We start from the raw sequence: 21,543 nt of genomic DNA, 5'->3' as shown, positions 1-21,543 counted from the left end.
GCAGTGCGTCGGACGACGCCGCGCCCATTCCAAACTGCGCAACAAGCGCAATGCCCTTGAGGGTCGAGGTCGCACTCACAGTCAGGGCGTGTGAATGCGCAATGCTCACCCGTGTATAGGGCAAAAAAACGGCCCCACGCTTTGGGCATGGAGCCTCGTTGCGGCTGCGGCGAAGCGAACCAGCCGTTTGATAGGGGGAGAAACCCCCTGGTTTCAGAGAGGCCGCACGGCGCGCCGCTCCCAGTCTTGGAGCATGCGCTCCAATTCGGAGAGGCTCGTTGCGCGCACCGCGAGGCGTTTGACTTCCTCCGAATCGTCATTACGGCTGCCGAAAATGTAGTTCAGAAGGACTTTTAGGATGTTCATGATGGAGCGCTAAGTTTGTCCCTTCGGAATTAGGGAATACCCTAATTCTACTTTGGGAAGGCTTTTTGTGCACTGCGGTGCGCGCTGGGTGAGACGTTGGTGTTGCTCCGCCGTTTTCGAGGTCGTGCCACACTTTATGAATTGGCAGCAGCTTTCAGAGTCGGCGCCTAACGCCTCCTTAAGACGCGAATCGCCTCGGAGTGCTTGCGCGAGATGAAAAAACAAGGATATACTGACAGGCTATTCCCCGATAGCTCAGTCGGTAGAGCGACGGACTGTTAATCCGCAGGTCCCTGGTTCGAGCCCAGGTCGGGGAGCCAATAGATTCAACCACTTAGCCCACTTTTACCGGTGGGCTTTGTGCTTTCTGGGACACTGGCGGGGCACTCAGAGACAAAAGCACGCAACAAAGCGCAGCACAAGAGCCGGGAGGGTGAAGACCTGATCCCGGCTTTTTTCCGCCTGCCACTGCCCCATTTTTCCGAGCAACTGCCCCCGTAGTGTCCCGCATCAAAAGTAGCGGACAGCAAGACGTTGTTTTTATTGTGATTTATCGTGCAGAGCAACGGATAGACTATTAGATGTTGCCTTTTATCGCGTCCTTTTGTACGCTGTGAACCACAGCAACACAAGGCGGTAATCATGGCGAGCATCGAGAAGCGCGAAAACGAACAAGGCACCACTTACCGGGTGAAGGTTCGCTTGAAGGGCAAGCCTGCGCAGACGGCAACATTCGAGCGGTTGACCGATGCAAGACGCTGGGCGCAGCAAACTGAGGCCGCAATCCGTGAGGGCCGTCACTTCGCAGGCACCGAAGCCCGGCGCACCACCTTGGCCGATGTGATCGACCGCTTCAAGCGCGAGAAGCTGCCCAGCATGAACGGGAAAGCTGACCGCCTGCGCTATCTCGATTTTTGGTCTCAGTCGCTGGGTGCATACACGCTCGCAGATGTGACCCCGGCGCGCATCAACGAGGCCATGCACACCTTGGCATCGACGCCCAGCGAGCGCACCCACAAGCCGCGCAGCGCGGCAACGCTTGGCCAATACAGGCAGGCCCTGTCCCGCGTGCTGGCGCTGTGTGAGCGTGAGTGGGAGCTGATCGAGGTCTCCCCCATGAAGCGCGTGAGCAAGCCGAAGTTACCCGGCGGGCGCGTGCGCTATCTCAGCGACACCGAACGCGAGGCGCTGCTGGCCGCCTGCAAGGAATCGAACAGCGCAGACCTCTACCCTGCCGTGATCCTGGCCCTGACCACCGGCGCACGTCAGGCCGAAATCATGAGCGCGACGTGGGCGCAGGTTGATCTACAGCGGCGCGTGCTGATCCTTCAAAAAACCAAAAACGGCGAACGGCGCGCACTGCCCTTAGCAGCGCCAGCAATCGCCGTGCTGCAAGCGCGCGTGCGCAGGATCGACACCGATCTGATTTTCCCCGCCAAGAATCCGAAGAATCCCATCGACCTGCGCACGCCGTGGGAGACCGCATTGCAGCGTGCAGGCATCACAGATTTTCACTGGCACGACCTCAGACATACCGCCGCGTCCTATCTCGCAATGAGTGGCGCGAGTCTGGCCGAAATCGCGGAGATTCTCGGACACAAGACGCTTGCGATGGTCAAGCGATACAGCCATTTGTCGCATGACCATGTGGCATCAGTCGCGGAACGCATGGCCGCCAAATACTTTCAGGGGTGAGGCGTGGCATAAATTGCCTGCACTTATTGCCAGCTCCGCAGTGGCGAATCGCTGACCCGTTCGCCGGTTCAGGATGGCGTTTGACGAGTTGCATGGCGACATTAAACAGGCCGCAAACGCGCACCTCTCGGGCATAGTTTGCTTTTCTTGCCGCGCGTGCAAAGTTGTTCCGCATTGGCGCTGTATTCTTCGCCTGTCTGTTGTTTTAGATGGATGCACTGCGCACAAGATGTGAACTAGCTATGGGGTCTTGCTTTGCACCTCAACGCTAGATACAGTGTGTTGTGCTGTGCTTTTGAGCAGCACAAAAAACATCGCCCCCGCAGCGTCAACTGTGGAGGCGATGCCGGAGCCGGAGCCCCTGTTTCCAGATTTGAGTGCCTGGGAACGCATTAGGAAAACCTAATGCAGTGTGTAGCGTATGCGACTTGCGAACAAAGCGTCAAGAAAATTTAGACGCCCCTACGCAATAAGCGAGATTTTCGCCGCACACAGGCTTCGGCATTGACGATCTTTTTGATTGGAAATGCCACCATGAACGACAAGCCGCATCAGCGCCCCACGCGCATCACACCACACCACGTCTCCCAACTGCGCGACACCTTGGCGAAAATTCTGCCGACGCCTGAAGCTGCGCAGGCTCTAGGGCGACAGCCGCAAACCCTTCGACGCTGGGCTTGCGAAGGCTCAGGCCCCATCACGCCGATCCGAATTAATGGCCGCCTGCATTGGGCCGTTGCTGATCTTCAAAAACTGCTGAACGGGGAGGTCTGACATGAGCCACCCCATCGCATCGCCGGTTGGCGAGGACGGCTCGCACCTGTCTGCGCGTTTTGTCACAGTGGGCGATATGCCTAAGCATGAACCAGCACTCACACAAGGCGGTCTGCGGCACCTCATTTTTCACCGTGGCGAGGAGCTTGAAAGGACCGGGATTCTCTGTCGCTTCGGTCGAAAGATCCTGATCGACCTGCCAAAATTCCGCGAGTGGGTTTCGCAGGGTGGGGCACGCAACATCGCCGGGAGCAAGTAATGCGCGCCCGCCTGTATGCCGTCATCAACCGGCTGGCGCTGCCCGTGTACATCGGGCTTTGCATCGGCTTGCTTGCCGCAGACGTGGCGCTGTTGCTCGGGGTCCGGCCATGATGCCCGCGCGCCATTACTCACCCCAGCGCCAGCAGCGCAATCCGCTCGGGCACCTGGACCGCGCCCGGCTGCCAAGCCCTGCCGAGTTCTACGGCGACGAGTTGGATTCGCTCAAGGGCGCCGGCACCTGGCGCGATGCGCTGTGCCCCTTCCACGGCGACAAGCGCCCGAGCCTGCGCGTGAACGTGCACACCGGCGCGTACAGGTGCATGGCCTGTGGCGAGGGCGGATCGGACCTGATCGCCTTCCTGCGCCGCCGCGATGGTCTCAGTTTCCGTGATGCCTGCCGGCGCTTGGGCTGCTGGGTCGAGGGGGTCGCATGGAAGTAATCGACCGCATCGAGACCCCGCAACAGGCCGCGCGCCGCCTGGCCGCGCCTGTGCTGCGCAAAGGGTTCAAGCCGACCGGGCTGCACGAATACACCAGCGCCAGCGGCGAGCCGATTTACTGGCGCATCCGTGCCGAACATCCGAGCGAGCCGAAATGGATTCGACCGATGGTGCGCAACGCTGCCGGCGAATACAACTTGAGCGAGCCGCCTGCGCCGCCGACCGGCAAGCCGCTGTATCGCTTGCACGATCTGGCGCAAAACCCCGATGCTGCGGTGATCGTGACAGAGGGGGAGAAGGCCGCCGATGCGCTTGTGAAGCTGGGCGTCATCGCCACCACATCGGGCGGCGCCAGCAGCGCAGACACCGCCGACTGGGCGCCGCTGCAAGGCCGGCGCGTGCTGATCTGGCCGGACTTCGACGCCGCAGGCGCCAAGTACGCGCAGACCGTCGCCGCCAAGCTGCAAGGCATCGCTGCCGAGGTTCGCATCATCGACGTGGTGAGGCTGAATCTACCCCCGAAGGGCGACGCAGCGGAATGGCTGGAGGCGCATCCCGAGGCCACTGCCGAGCATGTGCTGGCGCTGCCCGTGATCCAGTCCGAGGTCGCCGACCAGTGGCCGGAGCCGCAGGAACTGGTCGCCGAGGTGCAGCCGGACGACTACCCCCTGGACGCGCTGCCGGCGCGAATCCTGGCCGCAGTCCAAGAGGTGCAAGGGTTCACCCGCGCGCCGCTTCCACTGGTCGCATCCGCCGCGCTGTCGGCTGTGAGTGTGGCTGTGCAAGGGCTGCACGACATCAAGCGCGCCGACCGGCTGACGGGGCCGTGTTCGCTGTTCATGCTGACCATCGCGGAATCCGGCGAGCGCAAGACCACGGCGGACGGATTTTTTACCAAGGCGCTGCGCGACTTCGAGGCTGAGCAGGTCGAGGCCGCGAAGCCGGCGATCAAGGCGTACAAGTCGGAGATGGCCGCATGGGAGGCCGAGAAATCCGGCCTACAGGATGCAATCCGAACCGCCGCGCGCAATGGGAAATCCGCCGCCGACCTGGCCGCGAAGCTGCGCGATCTGGTCAACGACGAGCCGCAGCCGCCCCGAGTTCCCCGACTGCTGTACGGCGACGCCACCCCCGAGGCGCTGACCTGGGGACTGTCCAAGGCGTGGCCGACCGCCGCCGTTATCAGCTCCGAGGCCGGAACCGTACTCGGATCGCATGGCATGGGCGCCGAGAGCATGACCCGCAATTTCTCGATCCTGAATCAACTGTGGGACGGTCGAGACATTCCGATTGATCGACGCAAGGAGGGCGGATCGTTCACGGTACGCGGCGCTCGGCTGACGATGGCGCTGCAAGTGCAAGAGCTGACCCTACGGCAATTCTTCGACCGCACTGCTGGCCTTGCGCGTGGGATCGGGTTCCTTGCCCGCTTCCTGGTCGCATGGCCGGCATCGACGCAGGGCACGCGCTTTTTCCAAGCTGCACCCGAGCAGTGGCCGGCACTGGCAACCTTCAACCGGCGCATGGCAGAGATTCTTCGGGCCGCGCTGCCGATGAACGACGCGGGCGAGCTGGAGCCTGTCCTACTCGGGTTCGCGCCGGACGCATTCGAGGCGTGGCGGGCCTTTCATGATGGAATCGAGGGCATGCTGTGCATCGGGGGTGAACTGTCCGATGTGCGCGACGTGGCATCCAAGACGGCGGACAACGCGGCGCGCTTGGCGCTGCTGTTCCATGTGTTCGAGGGCACGCCCGGCGCTGTCTCCCTGGAAGCTTTCAACGGCGCCGCGCGCATCGTTGCATGGCACCTGAGCGAAGCGCGCCGCTTCCTTGGGGAGTTTTCACTATCCCCGGATGTCGCCGACGCCGCGCGGCTGGATGCTTGGGTGCTGGCCTACTGCACGCAGCATGCGACGCGCGAGGTTTCGAGAAAGACGGCTCAGCGGTGCGGGCCGCTGCGCGACGGCGCGACCCTGGATGCCGCACTGCACGCGCTCACAGGGCTGGATCGGGTTCGCGTCGTCAAAGAAGGCAACCGGCGAACCATCGAGCTGAATCCGCAACTGCTAGGCCATGCGACTGCGACTCTTGCGACCCATGCGACCGACGCAGGGGAAAGTCGCAACAGTCGCAGTCGCAAGGAGGGCGAATCGTGAGCCTGTCCGACCTGATCCGCCAAGGCGTGGCGCGATCCCCTGCGCCAACGGTCGCAAAAGTCGCAACAGTCGCAGTCGCAACAGTGCCAGCGAATAACGGCGACGACCTGGCCGCACTACTGGCCGCGCACGGCGATGGATCGGCGCAGGGGGTGGACTGGTCCGCGTGGCGCCTGACCACGGCGACCAGCTCGGCGACCTGGGCTGTCGTCACCGCCCGAGGGCTAACGCTACTGCTGACCGTCGCGCCGATCCCTAAGCCCCGGAGCTATGCGCAGGCGTGGCCAGTCGAGCGTGCCGCACCGTGGCCGGACATCGAGGACGACATCGAGGCCGAGCGGCAGGCCGTCGAGACGATCCAGCGCGCCGCCGCTTGAAAACTTGATTGTTAATCAACTGGAAATCAATCATGGCCGTAATCTGTGGAATCGACCCCGGCCTGGCTGGCGCCGTGGGATTCATCGGCGACGGCGGCGAGTTCATCGCGGTCTACGACATGCCGACACTGCCGACGACGACCGGGCGCCGGCAGATCGACGCCGCTGCGCTCGCGGGCATCCTGCGCCAGCATCTACCCGCGTTCACGATGGCGGAGAGGGTCGGCGCACGTCTTGGCGAGGGGCCGACCGGCGCATTCTCATTCGGGCACACCTTCGGCAGCATTACCGCCGTGCTGGCCGCGCTCGGGTTGCCGCATGACCTGATCCAGCCGGCAGTCTGGAAGCGTCGTGCAGGGATACCCGCAGGCGCCGACAAGAGGGCATCGGTTGCGATCTGCAAGCGGCTGATCCCCGGCGCCGCCGACCACCTGACCCGCGTCAAAGACGATGGCCGCGCCGAGGCTCTATTGCTCGCGTTGCAAGGGAGGACGACGACATGAGCACGAAACCGAAAACCGCCGCGCTGCGCGTCGTTACTGGCGAGGTGCTGGACCCTACCCCCCGGCGTGATCGTGTCCGCCTGCACTCCATCGACGACATCCGGCTAGAGCTGGGCCGGGTCTACAACGACATGCGCGACGGCAGCCTGGACCCTTCGGACGGCACCAAGTTTGCCTACGTCCTGGGTCAGATGGTCCGCATCTTCGAGACCCGCGAGCTGGAGCAGCGCACCGAGGCGCTGGAGCGCGCTCTACGGGCGCAACTGACGAAGGACTGACCCATGCTGACCGACAAGATGTATTCGACCCTGACGCCGCAGCAGCGCGTCGTCGCCATGATCGCGGCACTGGGTCGGCGCGACGAAGCCGAGGCCGACCGCCTGGGCGACACCGCCCCGGTGCATACCTACCGCGCGCACGATCTGGAGTTCCGCAGGCTGCTGAACTGCGCCGAGCGCATGGCGCTGCATGCCGCGCTGCTGATCGAGCCGGAGGTTATCCGCTACGTCGCGCACCTGGGGTTGCTGGTCCACATGACCACTGGCGACGAGTGCGACCCCGACGAGTTCGACCGCCTGACCGAGCGCATCGAGGAAGTCGCCGCCAGCATCAAGGCGTATTGGATCGCCTACGCCGACGCCTGCGCCAGCATCGGCCTTGACCCTGACGAGCTGCTGCGCGGAGTCGGCGCAGAGCTGTCCAGCCATGCGCGAGTGCTGACCGCTAAGGACGTGGAGCCGGACCCAGAATTGCTCACCAGCGCCAGCGATCTGATGCGCCAGCTCGCCGGAAATTCAGGCCGAGTGAGTTTTGTCACTCCCTAAAGGCCGTCGCATGATGCGCAAGGTCTGGTGATCCAGGCGGAGACGCTGATACCGGACGCCAAAGGCAAGTGTACCCAAGGTAGACTTGCCTACAACTCAAAAACCAAATCGTGCATTGAACATTATGAAATATGAGCCATCTCTTGATGGGTTAAGGGCGATCGCCATCCTTGCCGTCGTACTTTTTCACATATCTAACACTTATGTACCCGGCGGGTGGGCGGGAGTTGATATTTTTTTCGTTCTTAGCGGCTATTTAATTACAAGCCTTCTAATCGATGAAGAGTCTCAACAAGGGACAATAAATTTTCGCAATTTTTACCTTCGGCGTCTTTTGCGACTCGCACCTGCGCTCGTTTGCTTGCTGGCATTTCAAGTTGCTGTAGCGATCGCTTCCCCGAACCCTGCGCACAGGGTAGATTACCTTCGTGCAGCCGTGCTTTCGGGCTTTTATCTGATGAATTGGAACCGAGCATTTGGCTGGTTTTCAGAAGGGCTCCTAGGGCATACATGGTCTTTATCAATGGAAGAGCAATTTTATCTTCTTTGGCCATTATTATTTTTATTTCTGAGAAATAAAAATTCAAAACGATTTTTATTTATTGGAATCATTTCCATTATTGCGTGGAGATCGCTTCTTGCTATTTCCGGCGCAAGCGCAGAGCGAACCTACAACGGCTTTGATACACATTCCGATGGCTTGCTCATGGGATGTTTTATAGCCTTTATGCCCTGGACTAACGTCAAAGAACTAGCAAGAAAAACGGTCACTGTTCCAGCGATCGCCATCCTTGCGATTTTCCTTTTATTGCCCTACGATGCACGATTTACAGAGACGATAGGACTCAGCATTGCTGCATTTTTTGCGGCGTGGATCGTCATTGCACTTCAAGGCGATTCATGGATCAAACGATTTTTATCGTTAAAACTTCTCGTTTATACAGGACGGATATCGTACGGTTGGTATCTTTGGCATTACCCGATTCTTCTTTTAGCCAAGGCACATGTGTCTGCGCACGGGCGCCCGCAAGTTATTGCTCTTGATGCCGCGATTTTTGTTTTTTCATATCTTTCAGCGATGTTCTCCTTTCGTTTTATCGAGTTGCCGTTTCTCAAGATCAAACGCCACTTTGGGTTTCGGACATCTGAACGCAAAGAAGAGAGTTCGCCTGCTGGAGAGACTGTCGTCGAGCCAGCCTGATTTCGCCGAACTTGAGTCATACGCTAAGACCAGCGGCGACGGATGTGACATTGGCAAGTTCGCCCCGCAGCACCAACGCATTGATGCGCCAGCTATCGGGCTGCTGGGGAAACCAACCCCATGCAATCGAGCCGCCCATCATCCAAGGCGTTTACCAGCGTCGCAGGAAGCGTGTCCACGGCGCGGTTGGCTGCCTCGTAGGTTTTGCTCGAGCCAAAGCCGGACTTCTCGACAGCGAGGTCGCGGGACCTGCCAGTGTCCAATTGTGGAAATTTTTCCCTAATTGGAGTCAGCGCGGGGTTTCCGACGCGGCCTTTCAACCTCTCCTCAATCGCCCGTGCAATGGCGATCCAAGCGAAGCCGCCGAGCTGCGGGACACTGGCGGGACACTCAGGGGCAAAAAATGGCAGTTATCCACAGCACGCCACAAAACAGAGAATCGCCTATGTGCCGGATTTTCCTATTGTTTCGTGTTGCGATGTGCTGCCAAATATAGCATTCGGGGAACTGTTAATCCGCAGGTCCCTGGTTCGAGCCCAGGTCGGGGAGCCAAGAAAACCAGAGTAAAATCAAGGCCTTACAGCGCAAGCTGTCAGGCCTTGATGCTTTTCAGGCCCGACGCCGGGTGGATGTCAGTGACTCTGTCAGTGCCATCCGGTCGCCGGGCGTCGCGCGATGTCGCGCGCGGGCCACAGCGCCACGGGTGGCCGAGGCGCTGGGCTACAGCTATCCGTATATCAATTTGCTGATGTCCGGGTTGCGCAAGGTTGACCAGATTTCTGATGACTTTGCCGGAGCGTGCGCGGTCTATTTACGCGTGCCGCGGCTGGCAGTTTTGATGATGGCGGGGCGGTTGAAGCCGGACGATTTTTTTGAAATGGGCCGGTTCGGTGCCAAGATGCTGGAGCCGGCGATCCAGTACATCGCCAATGACCCGGAATGGTCCGGCATGCTGACAGCTCAGCTGCGGTCCGCGTCAGCGCAGTCGAAGTACTGCGTGGTCAAGATGTACGAGAAGGCGACGGGGCGGAAATTGCTCGCAGATGAGCTGAATGCACGGGATGTTGCCAATCAGATGGCGGCTATGCACGCGCAGATTGCGCGCGACGGTGCGATGCTCAAGGTGCGCAGGCAACAAGGTTGATTCGAGCCCCTCCTGCTTCGGCAGTGAGGGGCTTCACTCGCCCTGGGTGTAAGCAGGGGCAATCAGTCGGAGTTGGGCGGCACACCGACACTTGGTCAGACTGGCACTCTACGGTCCGGGAATGCCTTCGACCAGTGCAACACGTCGTATGACGCCCGCAGGCCCGAGATGAACAAATGCCCGCGCATTCCCCTTCCTCGCCCGGCCCGACGCACAGCGTCGCTCAGGCGAAGCCGTCCGGGCAGGAGGGGATCAAGCGGGCGGTTTTCGCTTGTTGTTCCTCTCCAGGCTGGATAAAATACCAGTATGCAACGGCGCAAAGTCACGCTCAAGCTGTATCCCAATGCCGCGCAAGCTGCGCGGCTGGAGGCGTGGACGCAGCTGCACTGCGAGTTGTACAACGCGGCACTGGAAGAGCGCATCGACGCCTGGCACAAGGCCGGCAAGTCGATCAGCTACTTCGACCAGCAAAACGCGCTGCCACAGATCAAGGCGGATCGGCCTGAGTTCATCGCGCTCGGCAGTCATGCCTTGCAGCAGACGCTGCGGCGGCTGGATCTCGCCTTCCAGTCGTTCTTTCGCCGGGTCAAAGCTGGTCAAACGCCTGGATTCCCGCGGTTCAAGGCCGCGAAGCGGTTCTCGGGCTTTGCCTATCGCGACCCGGCTGGCTGGAAGCTCATGCAGCACGGCGGCCGTGGTGCCACGCTTCGGTTGGGAAGCGGCGATGCGGCCCTGTCTATCCGGGCGCGCGGGCGTCACCGCTTTGGGGTTGAGGCCAAACCCAACGACATCACCCTCACGCGCAAAGGTGATGGGTGGTTCGTGTCGGTGACGCTGCGCGTGCCCGAGTCGGCCTGTGCGCGGCAGCGCACGGGCGATCAGCGCCGCGGGGTGGATTTCGGGATCAACGACTGGGCGACGTTCGATGATGGACGGACCATCGATAACCCGCGCTGGCTGCGCGAGGAACTGCCGCGCCTTGCCGCGCTGCAGCGGCAGCGCGGCAGGAAGAAGAACGGATCGTTGCGCTTCAAACGGCTCGGGCGTCGCATCGCCCGGCTGCACGAGCGTATCGGCAATCGGCGCCGGGACTTCGTGCACAAGGAAACAACCAAGCTGGTGCGGCAATGCGCCGTCCTGGCGACCGAGCAATTGGCCCCGAAGACCATGAGCCGCAGCGCACGCGGCACGGTGGATGCACCGGGCCGTCGCGTGCGGCAAAAGGCCGGACTCAACCGGGAGATCCTCTCGGCCGCGTTCGGCATGGCGCATCCGATGCTGGCGTACAAAGCGGAAGAAGCTGGTACGCGACTGCATCTGAGCAACACGCGCCAGCTCAAACCGTCGCAGCGCTGCGCGGCGTGCTGGGAGATTGTGCCCAAGACGCTGAGCCAACGCATGCATGTGTGCCCGTGCGGGCACACGGCCCCGCGCGACCGCAACAGCGCGTTGGTGGTGCTCATCGACGCATTCAATACGCAACACACGCCTGGGACGGGCGTGGCGGCGAGACCCAAACCTCTGCCCCGGCAACAGGGCAAGTCCAAGTCTGTGACCCGCGAAACCCCCACTACAACCGCGCAAGCGGTTTAGTGGCGGGAGAGTTCATAAACGGGTCTGATTGCAGGAGTGCAACGACCTGCTCTTTGTGTTCGGCCTCGACGAGCCAAAGCCCGCCAAGCGGGACGTCTCCGGGCTCATGCCGCAATGAGCCAGCACCGATTATCTCGGTGGAGTGATGGTCCAGCCACTCGAGATCCTGGGGCAGTAGCTCGGCCCTCAGCGCGCCTTGGCCCGGTTTGTCGTGGAGGATGACGGCGAAGAGCATTTCCTCTGTTCACGCGGTGCGTTGATTTTGTGCTTGCGCCCCCGGAAGTCCCCATCCCGTAGCCATGGCCGTCAGTCAAACAGGATGGCTTCGACTCGGGCTTGGACTTCTTCAATGATGAACTGAGGCACGCTTTCCTTGAAGCGCGCATTCCGCGCCCGCCAGTCCAGCGACTTGAGTTGATGACAGTGAATCGCACCTTGGGTATCCGTTCCCGTGCCCATCAAGGTGACGACCGTTCCATAGGTGCGCGCCACTGCAGCCGCCCCTTGCGAAATCGGGCAAATCATCGCCAGACCTTGCTGGTTGAAGACCTTGCCGCTCAGGATAAGGCCGAAGTGCGGGCCGTTCATCTCTCGACCGGAAGATGGGTCGAAATCGAGGTGCACGATGTCGCCACGGTTCGGCAGATACGCCATCAGCCACTCTCCAGTCCAACCGAGGGCATCTCATCCCAACCTGTGACACGCGGCAGTCCCTCTGGCATCTCAGCCATCAAGTCGGCCAGCTTGTAACGCGGGCGGGTCGGCGCTTCCACGGTCATCTTCTTGCCCAGGAGATGGAGCTCCACCTGGGACCCGTCACCCAGTCCATTTTGGTCGATAAACGCCTTGGGCACAGTCATCACGAGAGAGCCGCCGGCTTTGCGTAGGGTCTGAAGCATCATCGCCTCCTATTCTGCGGAAGTGCTATTTTAGTAGCACTTTATATGTTATTCCAGTAGGACATTGTCCGGTCGCTTGGCGTGCGGTACGTTGACTGGCGGAGCCATTGGTCTGGGCGTGTGAAATCGTGTCGAGAGGGTCCTGCTCAATTCTTTCCGCGCCGAAGGAATTTTGGGAGCGGTTCACCGATGACATCGACTCAAGAAATTGAGCCACCCCGCAGGGTGGCTCACAATCACAAAAAACCGCGTTCGTTACTCCTCCGTCCCCTCACCGTCCGCAGTCTCCCTAAACTCTCGGAGGACGAGCGCGCCTTTGTTGATGCCAGGATTTGCGCGCCAGCAAGGGATGCAGCGGAACGGCAGCGACGAGACGAAGAGCGACGGGAGCGCGACCCTGGATGGCGCTTGGTTGAAGCGCAGCGGCTGGTCGCGGAGGCTGCTGAGCGCAGTGGCGAGCAGCCTGTAACCGCCGTAACCGCTGAGCGACTGATGGAGGCGGTGGGGCGGTTACGCGTTACGGGAAATCCTCAGGCGGCTGAATCTGCAACGGCACCTGACCCGCTGGCCGAGGCGCTGTCGGCGGTTCGTAGCGCCACTCAGGCAGTGGCGAATGGGCGCTATGGCAAAGCGCCCGCCGAAGGGGTGCGCAACACACGCGCGTACAGGCTCTGGGCGCAGCTCTTTGACGCCGTCCAAGGCGAAGCCGAGGGCAGCTTGCTCAGAACCCTGCAGGAGCGAGGATTCGTCAAACGCCGCGGCCGTTAAGACCGCGCATGGTGAAACTCAAACCCGCCGCGCCCAAGGCCCAAGCGTTGCGCGCTCCAAGGCGGCCAGCTTGCGCTCAAAATTCGCTGAGGCAATCTGGGAGCACTCGATGAGTCCTGCTCGAACCGCGCTCGCGTAGTGCTCACGCATCGCATCAAACGGCACGCGCAGCAGCGTTTTGGCCGCGGAAACGAAGGGCGTCGGGTCGCAAGCGCTCGCGACGCCCAATGCCCGCTCCGCGCCGAAAGCTGGCGCACAGTCAGGAGCGCCGCTGGTTACCACATCGGCCTCCAGCCTGAAGCACCGGGCACTGACGTGCTCAGGGGGAAAGGCGCATCCTCGATGCCGCTGTATTCGATGTCGTGCATGCGGCGCTCAAGGTCTGCCGTGTCGACAGACTGCGCGAGGTAATCCTCGTTCAGTTCCTCTTGCGACTCGAGGCCTGGAAAAATCTTGTTCAGAAATTGTGTGAGCGTGCTCATGATGTGTCTCCCTTGTGAGGAGCCTCTCGTTGAAACTAGGGTTAACCCTAATCTAGCAGGTTCTCGTCAGGATTCAAGAATCCACACTGCCGGTGTTGCTTTGCAGCAATTGCAGCATCGGGATGCCGCCATCGCCTTGGAATGTCAGTGCGAGCGTTAGCCTCACAAATTGTCGCGTTGCACCATTGCGCGGCGTATTTGGGACGATTGCGTTGTCTCGGCGGCAGGCACCAAAGCCAGGTTCGCCAAGCCAGGTGCACGGTTCCCACCGCCCAAATTTTGGTTTCGAGGACGTCCCGTGATGACCGACCGCTGGAGAGCGGTCGCTACACGAGGTGCATGACTTTTCGTGCATTCCCTAGGACACTTATGACGACAGACCGCGAAGATTCGGCGTTGGCCGCGCTTGACCAGGCCGCAGAACGGTCCGAAGCACCTTCGGCACGAATGCGCAGGCGCTACCGACATCCCGGAGGCCCGCTCCTCGCTTGGCTGCTCGATGATGCGCGTCTTCGCCTTCACAGCGCAGGGAGGCTGGCGGAGGAGCTCGGTGTGAGCGCTCGGGAGCTGCGAATGCTCGAGCGCGGCCAAGCGCCCTAACTGCTCCGCGACCAATCGTTCGTCGCAAAGGCAGCTCGATACCTCGGCATCCCGCCCATCACCGTCCGCTTGCTCACTGGCGACATCACTATGCGCGACTTCGCGACCATTACGGAGCCAGAAGACGTGGTCATCGAGAGAGAGTTCGCGCGGTTCTGTGCGAACCCGCAGCTGCGGGCACTCATCCCTGATGCCTGTGATGAGCCAAGCCTGGACTTCAAGCGATTCTTGCTCGACGTGCATGCAACACACCGAGAGCTGGATTGGCCTGACCTTCCTCGACTACCAGGCGCCGGTTGGGGCGGTGAAGGGGGCGGGGGCGGTGGCGCTGCACTGATAACGCGCGCTGGACGCGATAGGTTCTGCACGTGAAAATTTGTTCCTGGGCGGCCCGCTGGGTCGCCCTTTTTTCAGGCGAAGCCCCACCCTGTCGCGCGTGGGGCGCCGAGGCCTGGCAGTCTTTTCCAAATCAGGTATGAGCTTGGAGCAGGCTGGGATCGGGGGGCGCAGCGCGTCGATCCGCAGGTCCCTGGTTCGAGCCCAGGTCGGGGAGCCACGATTCGAAGCCTCAGTCCACAAGCCTGGGGCTTTTCATGTTGACCTCATCTTGTGCGGACGCACGACTCCTGTCGTGCAGTCCGTAAGCGAGGTCTGCGGGCATTGCGCCCGCGGTTTGGGTCAGTTCATGCTGCGAATCCTCGAGCGCTGCTATCGAACTGCGGCAACGTCACGATGGTCGAAGAAAAGGCGGAGCATGAAGCTGCCGCTATGACAGCCATGCCTCGGCCGGGCCAAGACCGCGTCAATGGGATGCACGACCGAGGCCGGCGCCGAGCAAACCCCCAAGGCTTGCGGCATACTGCGGTGCAAATGGCTTTCTGACAACGAGGAACTACACCGATGGATCCCTATCGACGCACCCTGTTGCGCGCCGCATGCGCCGCTGCCCTTGGCGCCAGCCTCGTCGGCATTGCTCCACCGGCCATTGCGCAGCAAACGCAAAATCCCGATGCCGTGAAGGTGCTCGCCAATATGGGGAAGGCCACAGCCATTACCGAAGGCAAGGGGGCGCGTGTGCTGTACATCTTCTTCGACGCCAACTGCCCGTATTGCCATGAGCTGTACACCGCGCTGCGCTCTGCGGTCGAAAGGATGGTCTCGAATTCCGCTGGGTGCCGGTGGCCGTGCTCACCCCCACCAGCGTGACCAAGGGGGCCGCCATTCTGCAGGCGCCCAACCGCCTTGCGGCGTTCTACGAGAACGAGAACACCTATGGCAAAGGTTCCAACGGAAAAGGTGGCGGCATCACTCCGACGACCAAGGTGTCGCCCAGCAGCAGCGCCATTCTCAATGCCAACAATGCCTTGCTCGAAGCCACAAAGTCTCCGGGTGTGCCCACCTTGCTCTACCGCAACAAGCAGGGCGACGCGATGATGATGGTGGGGCCGCCAGACTCACAGCAGCTCAAGGAAATCCTCGCCAGCGTGAAGTAGTAGAGCTAGTACGTGTCGACCGCCGTCAGCTCGGCGTTGTCGATGAACACATGCCCGCGCATTCCCGTTCCTCGCCCGGCCTGACGCTCAGCGTCACTCAGGCGAAGCCGTCCGGGCAGGAAGGGGTCAAGCGGGCAGTTTGCGCTTGTTGCCCCGTCTTTAGCTGGATAAAATACCAGCATGCAACGGCGCAAAGTCACGCTCAAGCTGTATCCCAATGCCGTGCAGATGGCGCAGATGGCGCAGCTGGATGCGTGGACGCGACTGCACTGCGAGCTGTACAACGCGGCGCTCGAAGAGCGCATCGACGCCTGGCGCAAAGCCAAGAAGTCCATCAGTTACTACGAGCAGCAAAACGCGCTGCCCGCGATCAAGGCCGATCGCCCCGAGTTCATGGAACTCGGTAGCCACGCGCTGCAGCAGACGCTGCGGCGGCTGGATCTCGCCTTCCAGTCGTTCTTTCGCCGGGTCAACGCTGGTCAAACGCCTGGATTCCCGTGATTCAAAGCGGCCAAGCGGTTCTCCGGCTTCTCATACCCCGACCCGGCTGGCTGGAAGCTCATGCAGAACGGCCACCGCGGCGCCACGCTGCGGCTTGGCAGTGGTCCATCCGCCATGTCCATCCGGGCGCGTGGGCAGCATCGCTTCGGCGCTGACGCGAAGCCTAACGACATCACCCTCACGCGCAGGAACGGTCAGTGGTTCGTGTCGGTGACGCTGCGCGTGCCCGAAGAAGCCTGCGCGCGGCAGCGCACCGATGATCTACGCCGTGGCGTGGACTTCGGCGTCACCGACTGGGCGACGTTCGATGATGGACGGAACATCGACAACCCGCGCTGGGTGCGCGAGGAACTGCCGCGCCTTGCCGCGCTGCAACGTCAGCGCGCACGCAAGCGCCGGGGCTCCATTCGGCACAAGCGGCTTGGCAGTGCCATCGCCCGGCTGCATGATCGCATCGGCAACCTGCGCCGGGACTTCGTGCACAAGGAAACGACCAGGATGGTGCGGCAATGCGCGGTGCTGGCGACCGAAGAACTCGCACCCAAGAACATGAGCCGCAGCGCGAAGGGCACGGTGGAGACACCGGGCCGTCGCGTGCGGCAAAAGGCCGGACTCAACCGGGAGAACCTCTCGGCAGGGTTCGGCATGGCGCATCCGATGCTCGCGTACAAAGCGGAAGAAGCTGGTACGCGCCTGCACCTGAGCAACACGCCAACACGCGCCAACTCAAACCGTCGCAGCGCTGCTCGGCGTGTTGGGAGATCGTGCCCAAGACGCTCGCAGAGCGCATGCATGACATGCCCGCACTGCGGGCATGTCATGCAACGCGACCAAAACAGCGCGTTGGTGGTGCTCGTCGACGCGAACACGCCTGGAACGGGCGTGGCGGCGAGGCCGAAACCTCTGCCACGGCAACGTGGCAAGTCCAAGTCTGTGACCCGCGAAACCCCCACGACAACCGCACAAGCAGTTTAGTGGGGGGAGAGTTCATAGAACACTGGCTTGCGCGTCGGCGGGAGGACCATCGGGGTCTACAAAGACGGCACGCGTGTTGGCCTGCGCGGTCTCGCGCTCCTGCAGGGTGTGCAAGTGCAGGTGCGCGTGCAAGCCTGCAAGGACTCCGACCTGTGCTTGCCGCCGGCAACGATCACAGAACGACGCGCCAACGCCTGAGCCTGAGCGGTCAAGCCGGCCTATCTATCGCTTTTGGCGAGTTCAGGCCGGCGTGGCATGAGACGAAGATGACAGAAGCGTCATTTTTCGGTCATGCCCCGGAAAGCATGCCATTTTTAGCATGCGTTGCTCGTGATGGGGCGCCCCATCACCCGACGGTTCACGCAGTTCGTCCCGGCTGCGCGGCCATTTCCTGGAAGGCAAGAGGAATCCATGCAACACACCTCCCCAGACTTACTCGTCCCGCACCGCATGGCGCGGCGCCGCTTCATGCAGGGGCTGGCCGCCGGTGGCGTGCTGCTCGGGCTGCCGCCGCTGGCGGCACGCGCCCAGGGCCCGTCCCGGCGCACGCGCACCGGGACCGCCCCCGAACTGCGCGGCACTGAATTCGATCTGGTGGTGGCCGAAACCCCGGTGAATTTCACCGGCCGGCCGCGCATGGCCACCACCATCAACGGCTCCATTCCCGGCCCCACGCTGCGCTGGAAGGAGGGTGACACGGTCACCCTGCGCGTGACCAACCGCATGCCGCACAGCACGTCCATCCACTGGCACGGCATGCTCGTGCCGTTTCAGATGGATGGCGTGCCCGGCCTGAGCTTCGCCGGAATCCCTCCGGGCGAAACGTTCGTCTACCGCTTTCAGGTCCGCCAGGCGGGCACCTTCTGGTACCACTCGCACTCGGGGATGCAGGAACAGACGGGCATGTACGGGGCGATCATCATCGACCCCGCGCGCGGCCACTCCGTGCAGGCCGACAGCGACCACGTGGTGCTGCTGTCCGACTGGATGGATGCGGATCCCATGCGCGTGCTGGCCAAGCTCAAGGACAGCAGCGATTTCGACAACTACCACCAACCTACCGCGGTGGACTTTTTTCGCGATGTCGAGCGCAATGGCCTGCGCGCCGCACTGGACAAGCGTGCGATGTGGCAGCGCATGCGCATGAGCTGGGGCGACCTGTCGGATCTTTCCGGCGCGACGTTGAGCTACTTGATGAATGGCACGACCCCGGCAGGCAACTGGACTGCGCCGATCGAGCCGGGCAAGACGGCGCGCCTGCGCTTCATCAACGGCTCGGGCGACACCTTCTACGACGTGCGCATTCCGGGTCTGAAGCTTACGGTCGTGGCCGCCGACGGCCAGGACGTCGAGCCGGTGACGGTGCACGAGTTCCGCTTCGGCCCGGGGGAGACCTACGACGCCGTAGTTCGCCCGCAGGACGATGCGTACACGATTTTCGCGCAGAGCATGGACCGCACCGGCTATGCGCGCGGAACCCTGGCCGCGCGTCCCGGGTTGGCCGCCCCTGTGCCGGCTCTGGATGCGCGCCAGAACCTGCGCATGAGCGACATGATGGGCGACGACATGTCTTCCATGCCGGGCATGACCGGCATGGACATGGGCGGCGCGCCTGCGGTGCGTCATGCGCCGACCGAGTACGGGCCCGGGGTGGATGCGCGCGTGGACCATCCGCGCACCAGCCTTGACGATCCCGGCGTCGGCCTGCGCGGCAACGGGCGGCGCGTGCTCACTCTGGCCGACCTGCACACCGTGGGTGGCCCGCTCGATGCGCGCGAACCAAGTCGCACCCTGGAGTTCCACCTAACCGGCAACATGAGCCGCTATGTCTGGTCGATCGACGGCGTGAGCTTCGGCGAGTCGACCCCGGTGCTGTTCCACCACGGCGAGCGCCTGCGCGTGACCCTGGTCAACGACACCATGATGACCCACCCGATGCACATGCACGGCATGTGGAGCGAGGTGGAGGACGCCGACGGCAAGTTCCTCGTGCGCAAGCACACCGTGCCCGTGCAACCGGCGCAGCAAGTGAGCTACCGCGTCAGCGCCGATGCCGTGGGGCGCTGGGCGTGGCATTGCCACCTGATGATGCACATGGATGCGGGCATGTTCCGCGAAATCCTGGTGGTTTGAGGAAACGACCATGCACGCAATCAAGATCACGATTTTCGGCGCGGCCGTCGCTGCTGCGTTCCCGGCTTGGGGACAGGCGATGAACATGCCGGGCATGGACATGCCAATGCCCGCGGCTTCGGCGCCGGCACCCTCGCTGCCAGAGACGGATATGCATGGCATGAGCATGCCGTCGGCCGGAGCATCCGCGCCAGTTGACGCAGGCAAGGCTCCCGTGCCATCGATGTCGGCGCCTGGCATGACGATGCAGGGAATGGGGGCGACGGCGGTGCCGGGGACGAGTCCCGCGAAGCCGGACTCGCAAAAGGGCATGGCGGAGATGCCGGGCATGGGGTCGCCCGCGCCCGCGGCCGCCGTCAGCCCGCGCAGCGCTGATGCCTATTCTGGCGGCTACACGCTCACCACCGGCCCGTATATCCCGTCCGGGGTCAAACCCCCGCGCCTGGCGGACCGGGAGACCTTCGGCTCGGTGCTCGTGGACCGCCTGGAGCGGGCTTACGGCCACGACGCCGGCAACTGGACGGCGTACGACGTGCAGGCCTGGTTCGGGCGCGATTTCAATCGTCTGGTGCTCAAGGCCGAGGGGCAGGCCTCCCAGGGTCGTGTGCAGGACGCGCGCACCGAACTCTTGTGGGGTCACGCCATCGCACCTTACTGGGACCTGCAGACCGGCGTACGCCACGACAACGGCGGTGGCCCCGACCGCAACTGGCTAGCCTTCGGCGTGCAGGGGATTGCCCCCTATTGGTTCGACATCGAGGCCACCGCCTATGTCGGCGATCAGGGCCGCAGCGCCTTGCGCCTGGCTTCCAGTTATGAGCTGCTGCTCACCCAGCGCTGGGTGCTGCAGCCCCGGGCAGAGGTGAACGTGTACGGAAAGGACGATCCCGAGCGGAGCCTTGGCAGCGGGCTTTCCGACGCCACCGCGGGGCTGCGCCTGCGCTACGAATTTTCGCGCCAGTTCGCACCCTACATCGGGGTGGAGTGGAGCGGCCGCTTCGGCCGCACCGCCGACTTCGCACGGGCAGCGGGCGAGCGCAAAAGCACGACCGACGTCGTCGTCGGCCTGCATTTTTGGTTCTGACCAGATGCATGCCAAGCTCGGCATTCTTGGCGGGAAAGGATTGCGCGGATGCCACAGACATCCTTTGTCGATTGAACACATGCGCGCGCATTCCCCTTACCAGTCCAGCCCGGCGCGCAGTTCATTGCCAAGGCAAGCGCCTGGCTGCGCGACGAGCCGCCAGCGCTCACATCGTGAGTGGCCCGCGGCGCCGACGCAGGCAAGTCGAGAAATCCCCGCTGGCTGCTGATCCCGGAAGGGTTCAGCTCGCGGCGGCCACCTCGCGCAGGCAGTTCAGCATGTTTTGAAGGGCCCGTGGCTGCCCCACGTCTTGCCGCCACATCATGGCCACCGAGCCCGCACTGTGCAGCGTCAGTGGCAGGATGCGCAGCGCACCCGCCTGCTCAAAGCGCCGCGCCGCACGGTGCGAAGCGGTGCCGATCATGTCGCTGTCGGCCAGCAGGGCGAGGTTGGCGCTGAGGGAATTCGACTCCACGCAATTCTCTGGCAGTTGCTGGTCCGCGGCGGCCAAGGCTGCCTCCAGCGCTTCGCGGATGGGGGTGCCGCGAGGCCACACGATCCAGCGGCAGGCGAGCACGGCGGGCCAGTTCGGCTCGCCCGCAAACAGCGAGTGGCCGGGCCTTGCGACAAAGTGCAGCGGCTCGCTGTACAGCGTCTCGGTCTGCAGGCCGGGTTCGTGCAACTCGGGCGCTGAGCGGCCGATGACCACGTCCAGGGTGCCTTGCAGCAGTTGTCCAACGAGTTGGTCCATGGTGCCTTCCACCAACCGCACGCGTGCCTGCGGCATGCGCGCGAGCAGCGCCAGCACCGCACGCGGTGCGGTGTCCGACACGGCCGCCCCAGAGGCGCCAAGCACGACCCGCCCGGCGCTTCCGGCACGAAGGGCGGCCATCTCGGCGCCGGCCCGGTCGATCTGCGCCAGGATGCGTCGAGCATGCACCAGCAACGCCTCGCCGTAGGCGGTCGGTCGCAGGCCGCGGGCATGGCGGGCGAAAAGCGGCAGACCCACAGCGTCCTCAAGCTCCTTGAGTTGCTTCGACAGCGCGGGCTGCGTGGTGTGCAGGCGGTCGGCCGCGTGGCTCAGATTGTGGGTTTGGCCCAGCACGTCAAGCAGGCGAAGTTGCCGTGGCCGCAGGCGTTCGGTCCAGTCCATCGCTCAAGGTATATTCAAGTCGATATGGGTGATGCAAATATTTTATTGTTATTGAAATGGATGCGGTCGGATAATTGACCCGTTTGGCACGCCGCGCGTGTTGCCGCATTCCGCACACCCA

General features: G+C 62.6%; 26 protein-coding genes and 1 tRNA gene. 20 read left to right on the top strand and 7 right to left on the bottom strand.

Going from position 1 to position 21,543, the window contains the following annotated elements; all coding sequences use genetic code 11:
- Positions 1 to 213 precede the first annotated feature (213 nt).
- Positions 214 to 366 carry a hypothetical protein gene (locus tag CD04_RS23660; protein ID WP_156030158.1) on the bottom strand — a complete coding sequence of 51 codons (153 nt, stop codon included), beginning with the start codon at positions 364 to 366 and terminating at the stop codon, positions 214 to 216.
- Between the two features lie 244 nt (positions 367 to 610).
- On the opposite strand from CD04_RS23660, the gene CD04_RS0107090 reads away from it, so the two are divergent.
- The 13 genes from CD04_RS0107090 (at position 611) to CD04_RS0107020 (ending at position 11,334) form a co-directional block, all read left to right on the top strand.
- A tRNA-Asn gene (locus CD04_RS0107090) sits at positions 611 to 686 on the top strand.
- A gap of 322 nt (positions 687 to 1,008) precedes the next feature.
- The gene (locus CD04_RS0107085; RefSeq protein ID WP_031405392.1) at positions 1,009 to 2,061 is read left to right on the top strand and encodes a site-specific integrase; all 1,053 of its coding nucleotides are present in this window, start codon (positions 1,009 to 1,011) and stop codon (positions 2,059 to 2,061) included.
- A 534-nt stretch (positions 2,062 to 2,595) separates the two neighbouring features.
- Positions 2,596 to 2,835: a hypothetical protein gene (locus CD04_RS0107080; RefSeq protein ID WP_051849238.1), complete on the top strand. Its 240-nt coding sequence runs from the start codon at positions 2,596 to 2,598 to the stop codon at positions 2,833 to 2,835.
- Position 2,836: 1 nt separating this feature from the next.
- Positions 2,837 to 3,094: a hypothetical protein gene (locus CD04_RS0107075; protein WP_031405387.1), complete on the top strand. Its 258-nt coding sequence runs from the start codon at positions 2,837 to 2,839 to the stop codon at positions 3,092 to 3,094.
- A 109-nt stretch (positions 3,095 to 3,203) separates the two neighbouring features.
- Complete coding sequence (locus CD04_RS0107065; protein ID WP_081857842.1) at positions 3,204 to 3,536, top strand: CHC2 zinc finger domain-containing protein; 333 nt, start codon at positions 3,204 to 3,206, stop codon at positions 3,534 to 3,536.
- Complete coding sequence (locus CD04_RS0107060; RefSeq protein ID WP_051849001.1) at positions 3,527 to 5,692, top strand: DUF3987 domain-containing protein; 2,166 nt, start codon at positions 3,527 to 3,529, stop codon at positions 5,690 to 5,692. The genes CD04_RS0107065 and CD04_RS0107060 overlap by 10 nt, the downstream gene beginning before the upstream one ends.
- Positions 5,689 to 6,069 carry a hypothetical protein gene (locus CD04_RS0107055; RefSeq protein ID WP_031405381.1) on the top strand — a complete coding sequence of 127 codons (381 nt, stop codon included), beginning with the start codon at positions 5,689 to 5,691 and terminating at the stop codon, positions 6,067 to 6,069. The genes CD04_RS0107060 and CD04_RS0107055 overlap by 4 nt, the downstream gene beginning before the upstream one ends.
- Before the next feature lie 8 nt (positions 6,070 to 6,077).
- A complete protein-coding gene (locus CD04_RS0107050) occupies positions 6,078 to 6,572 on the top strand; it encodes a hypothetical protein (protein ID WP_156030156.1) in 495 nt (164 codons plus the stop codon).
- Complete coding sequence (locus tag CD04_RS0107045) at positions 6,569 to 6,850, top strand: hypothetical protein (protein WP_031405376.1); 282 nt, start codon at positions 6,569 to 6,571, stop codon at positions 6,848 to 6,850. The genes CD04_RS0107050 and CD04_RS0107045 overlap by 4 nt, the downstream gene beginning before the upstream one ends.
- A 3-nt stretch (positions 6,851 to 6,853) precedes the next feature.
- Positions 6,854 to 7,396, top strand: a complete 543-nt coding sequence (locus tag CD04_RS0107040) for a hypothetical protein (RefSeq protein WP_156030154.1) — start codon at positions 6,854 to 6,856, stop codon at positions 7,394 to 7,396.
- An 85-nt stretch (positions 7,397 to 7,481) separates the two neighbouring features.
- A complete protein-coding gene (locus tag CD04_RS23090; protein ID WP_156030152.1) occupies positions 7,482 to 8,597 on the top strand; it encodes an acyltransferase in 1,116 nt (371 codons plus the stop codon).
- Positions 8,598 to 9,300: 703 nt separating this feature from the next.
- Positions 9,301 to 9,741: a hypothetical protein gene (locus tag CD04_RS0107025; RefSeq protein ID WP_031405373.1), complete on the top strand. Its 441-nt coding sequence runs from the start codon at positions 9,301 to 9,303 to the stop codon at positions 9,739 to 9,741.
- Positions 9,742 to 10,047: 306 nt separating this feature from the next.
- Entirely contained in the window at positions 10,048 to 11,334 is a 1,287-nt protein-coding gene (locus CD04_RS0107020) for an RNA-guided endonuclease TnpB family protein (protein ID WP_031405371.1), read from the top strand.
- On the opposite strand, the gene CD04_RS0107015 is transcribed toward CD04_RS0107020, so the two are convergent.
- The 3 genes from CD04_RS0107015 to CD04_RS0107005 form a co-directional block, all read right to left on the bottom strand.
- The gene (locus CD04_RS0107015; protein WP_051849000.1) at positions 11,312 to 11,569 is read right to left on the bottom strand and encodes a YciI family protein; all 258 of its coding nucleotides are present in this window, start codon (positions 11,567 to 11,569) and stop codon (positions 11,312 to 11,314) included. The genes CD04_RS0107020 and CD04_RS0107015 overlap by 23 nt on opposite strands.
- 71 nt (positions 11,570 to 11,640) lie before the next feature.
- The gene (locus CD04_RS0107010) at positions 11,641 to 11,988 is read right to left on the bottom strand and encodes a type II toxin-antitoxin system PemK/MazF family toxin (protein ID WP_031405369.1); all 348 of its coding nucleotides are present in this window, start codon (positions 11,986 to 11,988) and stop codon (positions 11,641 to 11,643) included.
- Positions 11,988 to 12,236 (bottom strand): AbrB/MazE/SpoVT family DNA-binding domain-containing protein, encoded by a 249-nt coding sequence (locus CD04_RS0107005; RefSeq protein WP_197033046.1) that lies wholly within the window; start codon positions 12,234 to 12,236, stop codon positions 11,988 to 11,990. Before CD04_RS0107005 ends, CD04_RS0107010 begins: the two co-directional genes overlap by 1 nt.
- 405 nt (positions 12,237 to 12,641) lie before the next feature.
- Here CD04_RS0107005 and CD04_RS22520 point away from each other — a divergent pair, with 405 nt between their 5' ends.
- A complete protein-coding gene (locus tag CD04_RS22520) occupies positions 12,642 to 13,001 on the top strand; it encodes a hypothetical protein (RefSeq protein WP_156030150.1) in 360 nt (119 codons plus the stop codon).
- A gap of 275 nt (positions 13,002 to 13,276) precedes the next feature.
- Here the strand turns inward: CD04_RS22520 and CD04_RS21555 are convergent, their stop codons facing one another.
- Entirely contained in the window at positions 13,277 to 13,483 is a 207-nt protein-coding gene (locus CD04_RS21555) for a DUF3563 family protein (RefSeq protein ID WP_038167562.1), read from the bottom strand.
- A 1,500-nt stretch (positions 13,484 to 14,983) separates the two neighbouring features.
- Here CD04_RS21555 and CD04_RS24480 point away from each other — a divergent pair.
- Positions 14,984 to 15,289: a hypothetical protein gene (locus CD04_RS24480; RefSeq protein WP_231480491.1), complete on the top strand. Its 306-nt coding sequence runs from the start codon at positions 14,984 to 14,986 to the stop codon at positions 15,287 to 15,289.
- The gene (locus tag CD04_RS24475) at positions 15,268 to 15,576 is read left to right on the top strand and encodes a hypothetical protein (RefSeq protein ID WP_231480490.1); all 309 of its coding nucleotides are present in this window, start codon (positions 15,268 to 15,270) and stop codon (positions 15,574 to 15,576) included. The genes CD04_RS24480 and CD04_RS24475 overlap by 22 nt, the downstream gene beginning before the upstream one ends.
- Positions 15,577 to 15,581: 5 nt before the next feature.
- Here CD04_RS24475 and CD04_RS23655 read toward each other — a convergent pair whose 3' ends face one another.
- On the bottom strand, positions 15,582 to 15,758 hold the full coding sequence (locus CD04_RS23655) for a hypothetical protein (protein ID WP_156030148.1): 177 nt from the start codon (positions 15,756 to 15,758) through the stop codon (positions 15,582 to 15,584).
- On the opposite strand from CD04_RS23655, the gene CD04_RS24470 reads away from it, so the two are divergent.
- The 4 genes from CD04_RS24470 to CD04_RS21535 all read left to right on the top strand — a co-directional run bounded on the left by CD04_RS24470 (position 15,757) and on the right by CD04_RS21535 (position 20,269).
- Positions 15,757 to 16,077: a transposase gene (locus tag CD04_RS24470; RefSeq protein WP_038167560.1), complete on the top strand. Its 321-nt coding sequence runs from the start codon at positions 15,757 to 15,759 to the stop codon at positions 16,075 to 16,077. The genes CD04_RS23655 and CD04_RS24470 overlap by 2 nt on opposite strands.
- A gap of 60 nt (positions 16,078 to 16,137) precedes the next feature.
- Positions 16,138 to 17,052, top strand: coding sequence for an RNA-guided endonuclease TnpB family protein (locus CD04_RS21540; RefSeq protein ID WP_038167558.1), 915 nt, complete (start codon positions 16,138 to 16,140; stop codon positions 17,050 to 17,052).
- A 411-nt stretch (positions 17,053 to 17,463) separates the two neighbouring features.
- Positions 17,464 to 19,185, top strand: a complete 1,722-nt coding sequence (locus tag CD04_RS0106955) for a copper resistance system multicopper oxidase (RefSeq protein WP_031405361.1) — start codon at positions 17,464 to 17,466, stop codon at positions 19,183 to 19,185.
- A gap of 10 nt (positions 19,186 to 19,195) precedes the next feature.
- Complete coding sequence (locus tag CD04_RS21535) at positions 19,196 to 20,269, top strand: copper resistance protein B (protein ID WP_038167556.1); 1,074 nt, start codon at positions 19,196 to 19,198, stop codon at positions 20,267 to 20,269.
- 241 nt (positions 20,270 to 20,510) lie between these two features.
- On the opposite strand, the gene CD04_RS0106945 is transcribed toward CD04_RS21535, so the two are convergent.
- Positions 20,511 to 21,422: a LysR family transcriptional regulator gene (locus CD04_RS0106945; RefSeq protein WP_031405357.1), complete on the bottom strand. Its 912-nt coding sequence runs from the start codon at positions 21,420 to 21,422 to the stop codon at positions 20,511 to 20,513.
- Positions 21,423 to 21,543 lie beyond the last annotated feature (121 nt).

The organism is Thiomonas sp. FB-Cd (assembly GCF_000733775.1).
Lineage (GTDB): Bacteria > Pseudomonadota > Gammaproteobacteria > Burkholderiales > Burkholderiaceae_C > Thiomonas_A.
The sequence above is the reverse complement of the archived record's forward strand: the minus strand, read 5'-3'. Positions and strand labels throughout refer to the sequence as shown.

Coding starts and splice junctions, on each gene's coding strand:
- CD04_RS0107005 (WP_197033046.1), bottom strand. CDS start 12,236: ATGATGCTTCAGACCCTACGCAAAGCCGGCGGCTCTCTCGTGATGACT.
- CD04_RS0107065 (WP_081857842.1), top strand. CDS start 3,204: ATGATGCCCGCGCGCCATTACTCACCCCAGCGCCAGCAGCGCAATCCG.
- CD04_RS0107045 (WP_031405376.1), top strand. CDS start 6,569: ATGAGCACGAAACCGAAAACCGCCGCGCTGCGCGTCGTTACTGGCGAG.
- CD04_RS23655 (WP_156030148.1), bottom strand. CDS start 15,758: ATGCTGGTATTTTATCCAGCTAAAGACGGGGCAACAAGCGCAAACTGC.
- CD04_RS23660 (WP_156030158.1), bottom strand. CDS start 366: ATGAACATCCTAAAAGTCCTTCTGAACTACATTTTCGGCAGCCGTAAT.
- CD04_RS21535 (WP_038167556.1), top strand. CDS start 19,196: ATGCACGCAATCAAGATCACGATTTTCGGCGCGGCCGTCGCTGCTGCG.
- CD04_RS24480 (WP_231480491.1), top strand. CDS start 14,984: ATGGATCCCTATCGACGCACCCTGTTGCGCGCCGCATGCGCCGCTGCC.
- CD04_RS0107075 (WP_031405387.1), top strand. CDS start 2,837: ATGAGCCACCCCATCGCATCGCCGGTTGGCGAGGACGGCTCGCACCTG.
- CD04_RS0107040 (WP_156030154.1), top strand. CDS start 6,854: ATGCTGACCGACAAGATGTATTCGACCCTGACGCCGCAGCAGCGCGTC.
- CD04_RS0107085 (WP_031405392.1), top strand. CDS start 1,009: ATGGCGAGCATCGAGAAGCGCGAAAACGAACAAGGCACCACTTACCGG.
- CD04_RS21555 (WP_038167562.1), bottom strand. CDS start 13,483: ATGAGCACGCTCACACAATTTCTGAACAAGATTTTTCCAGGCCTCGAG.
- CD04_RS0107060 (WP_051849001.1), top strand. CDS start 3,527: ATGGAAGTAATCGACCGCATCGAGACCCCGCAACAGGCCGCGCGCCGC.
- CD04_RS21540 (WP_038167558.1), top strand. CDS start 16,138: ATGCAGAACGGCCACCGCGGCGCCACGCTGCGGCTTGGCAGTGGTCCA.
- CD04_RS0106955 (WP_031405361.1), top strand. CDS start 17,464: ATGCAACACACCTCCCCAGACTTACTCGTCCCGCACCGCATGGCGCGG.
- CD04_RS0107020 (WP_031405371.1), top strand. CDS start 10,048: ATGCAACGGCGCAAAGTCACGCTCAAGCTGTATCCCAATGCCGCGCAA.
- CD04_RS0107015 (WP_051849000.1), bottom strand. CDS start 11,569: ATGCTCTTCGCCGTCATCCTCCACGACAAACCGGGCCAAGGCGCGCTG.
- CD04_RS0107010 (WP_031405369.1), bottom strand. CDS start 11,988: ATGGCGTATCTGCCGAACCGTGGCGACATCGTGCACCTCGATTTCGAC.
- CD04_RS24470 (WP_038167560.1), top strand. CDS start 15,757: ATGCAACGGCGCAAAGTCACGCTCAAGCTGTATCCCAATGCCGTGCAG.
- CD04_RS0106945 (WP_031405357.1), bottom strand. CDS start 21,422: ATGGACTGGACCGAACGCCTGCGGCCACGGCAACTTCGCCTGCTTGAC.
- CD04_RS0107080 (WP_051849238.1), top strand. CDS start 2,596: ATGAACGACAAGCCGCATCAGCGCCCCACGCGCATCACACCACACCAC.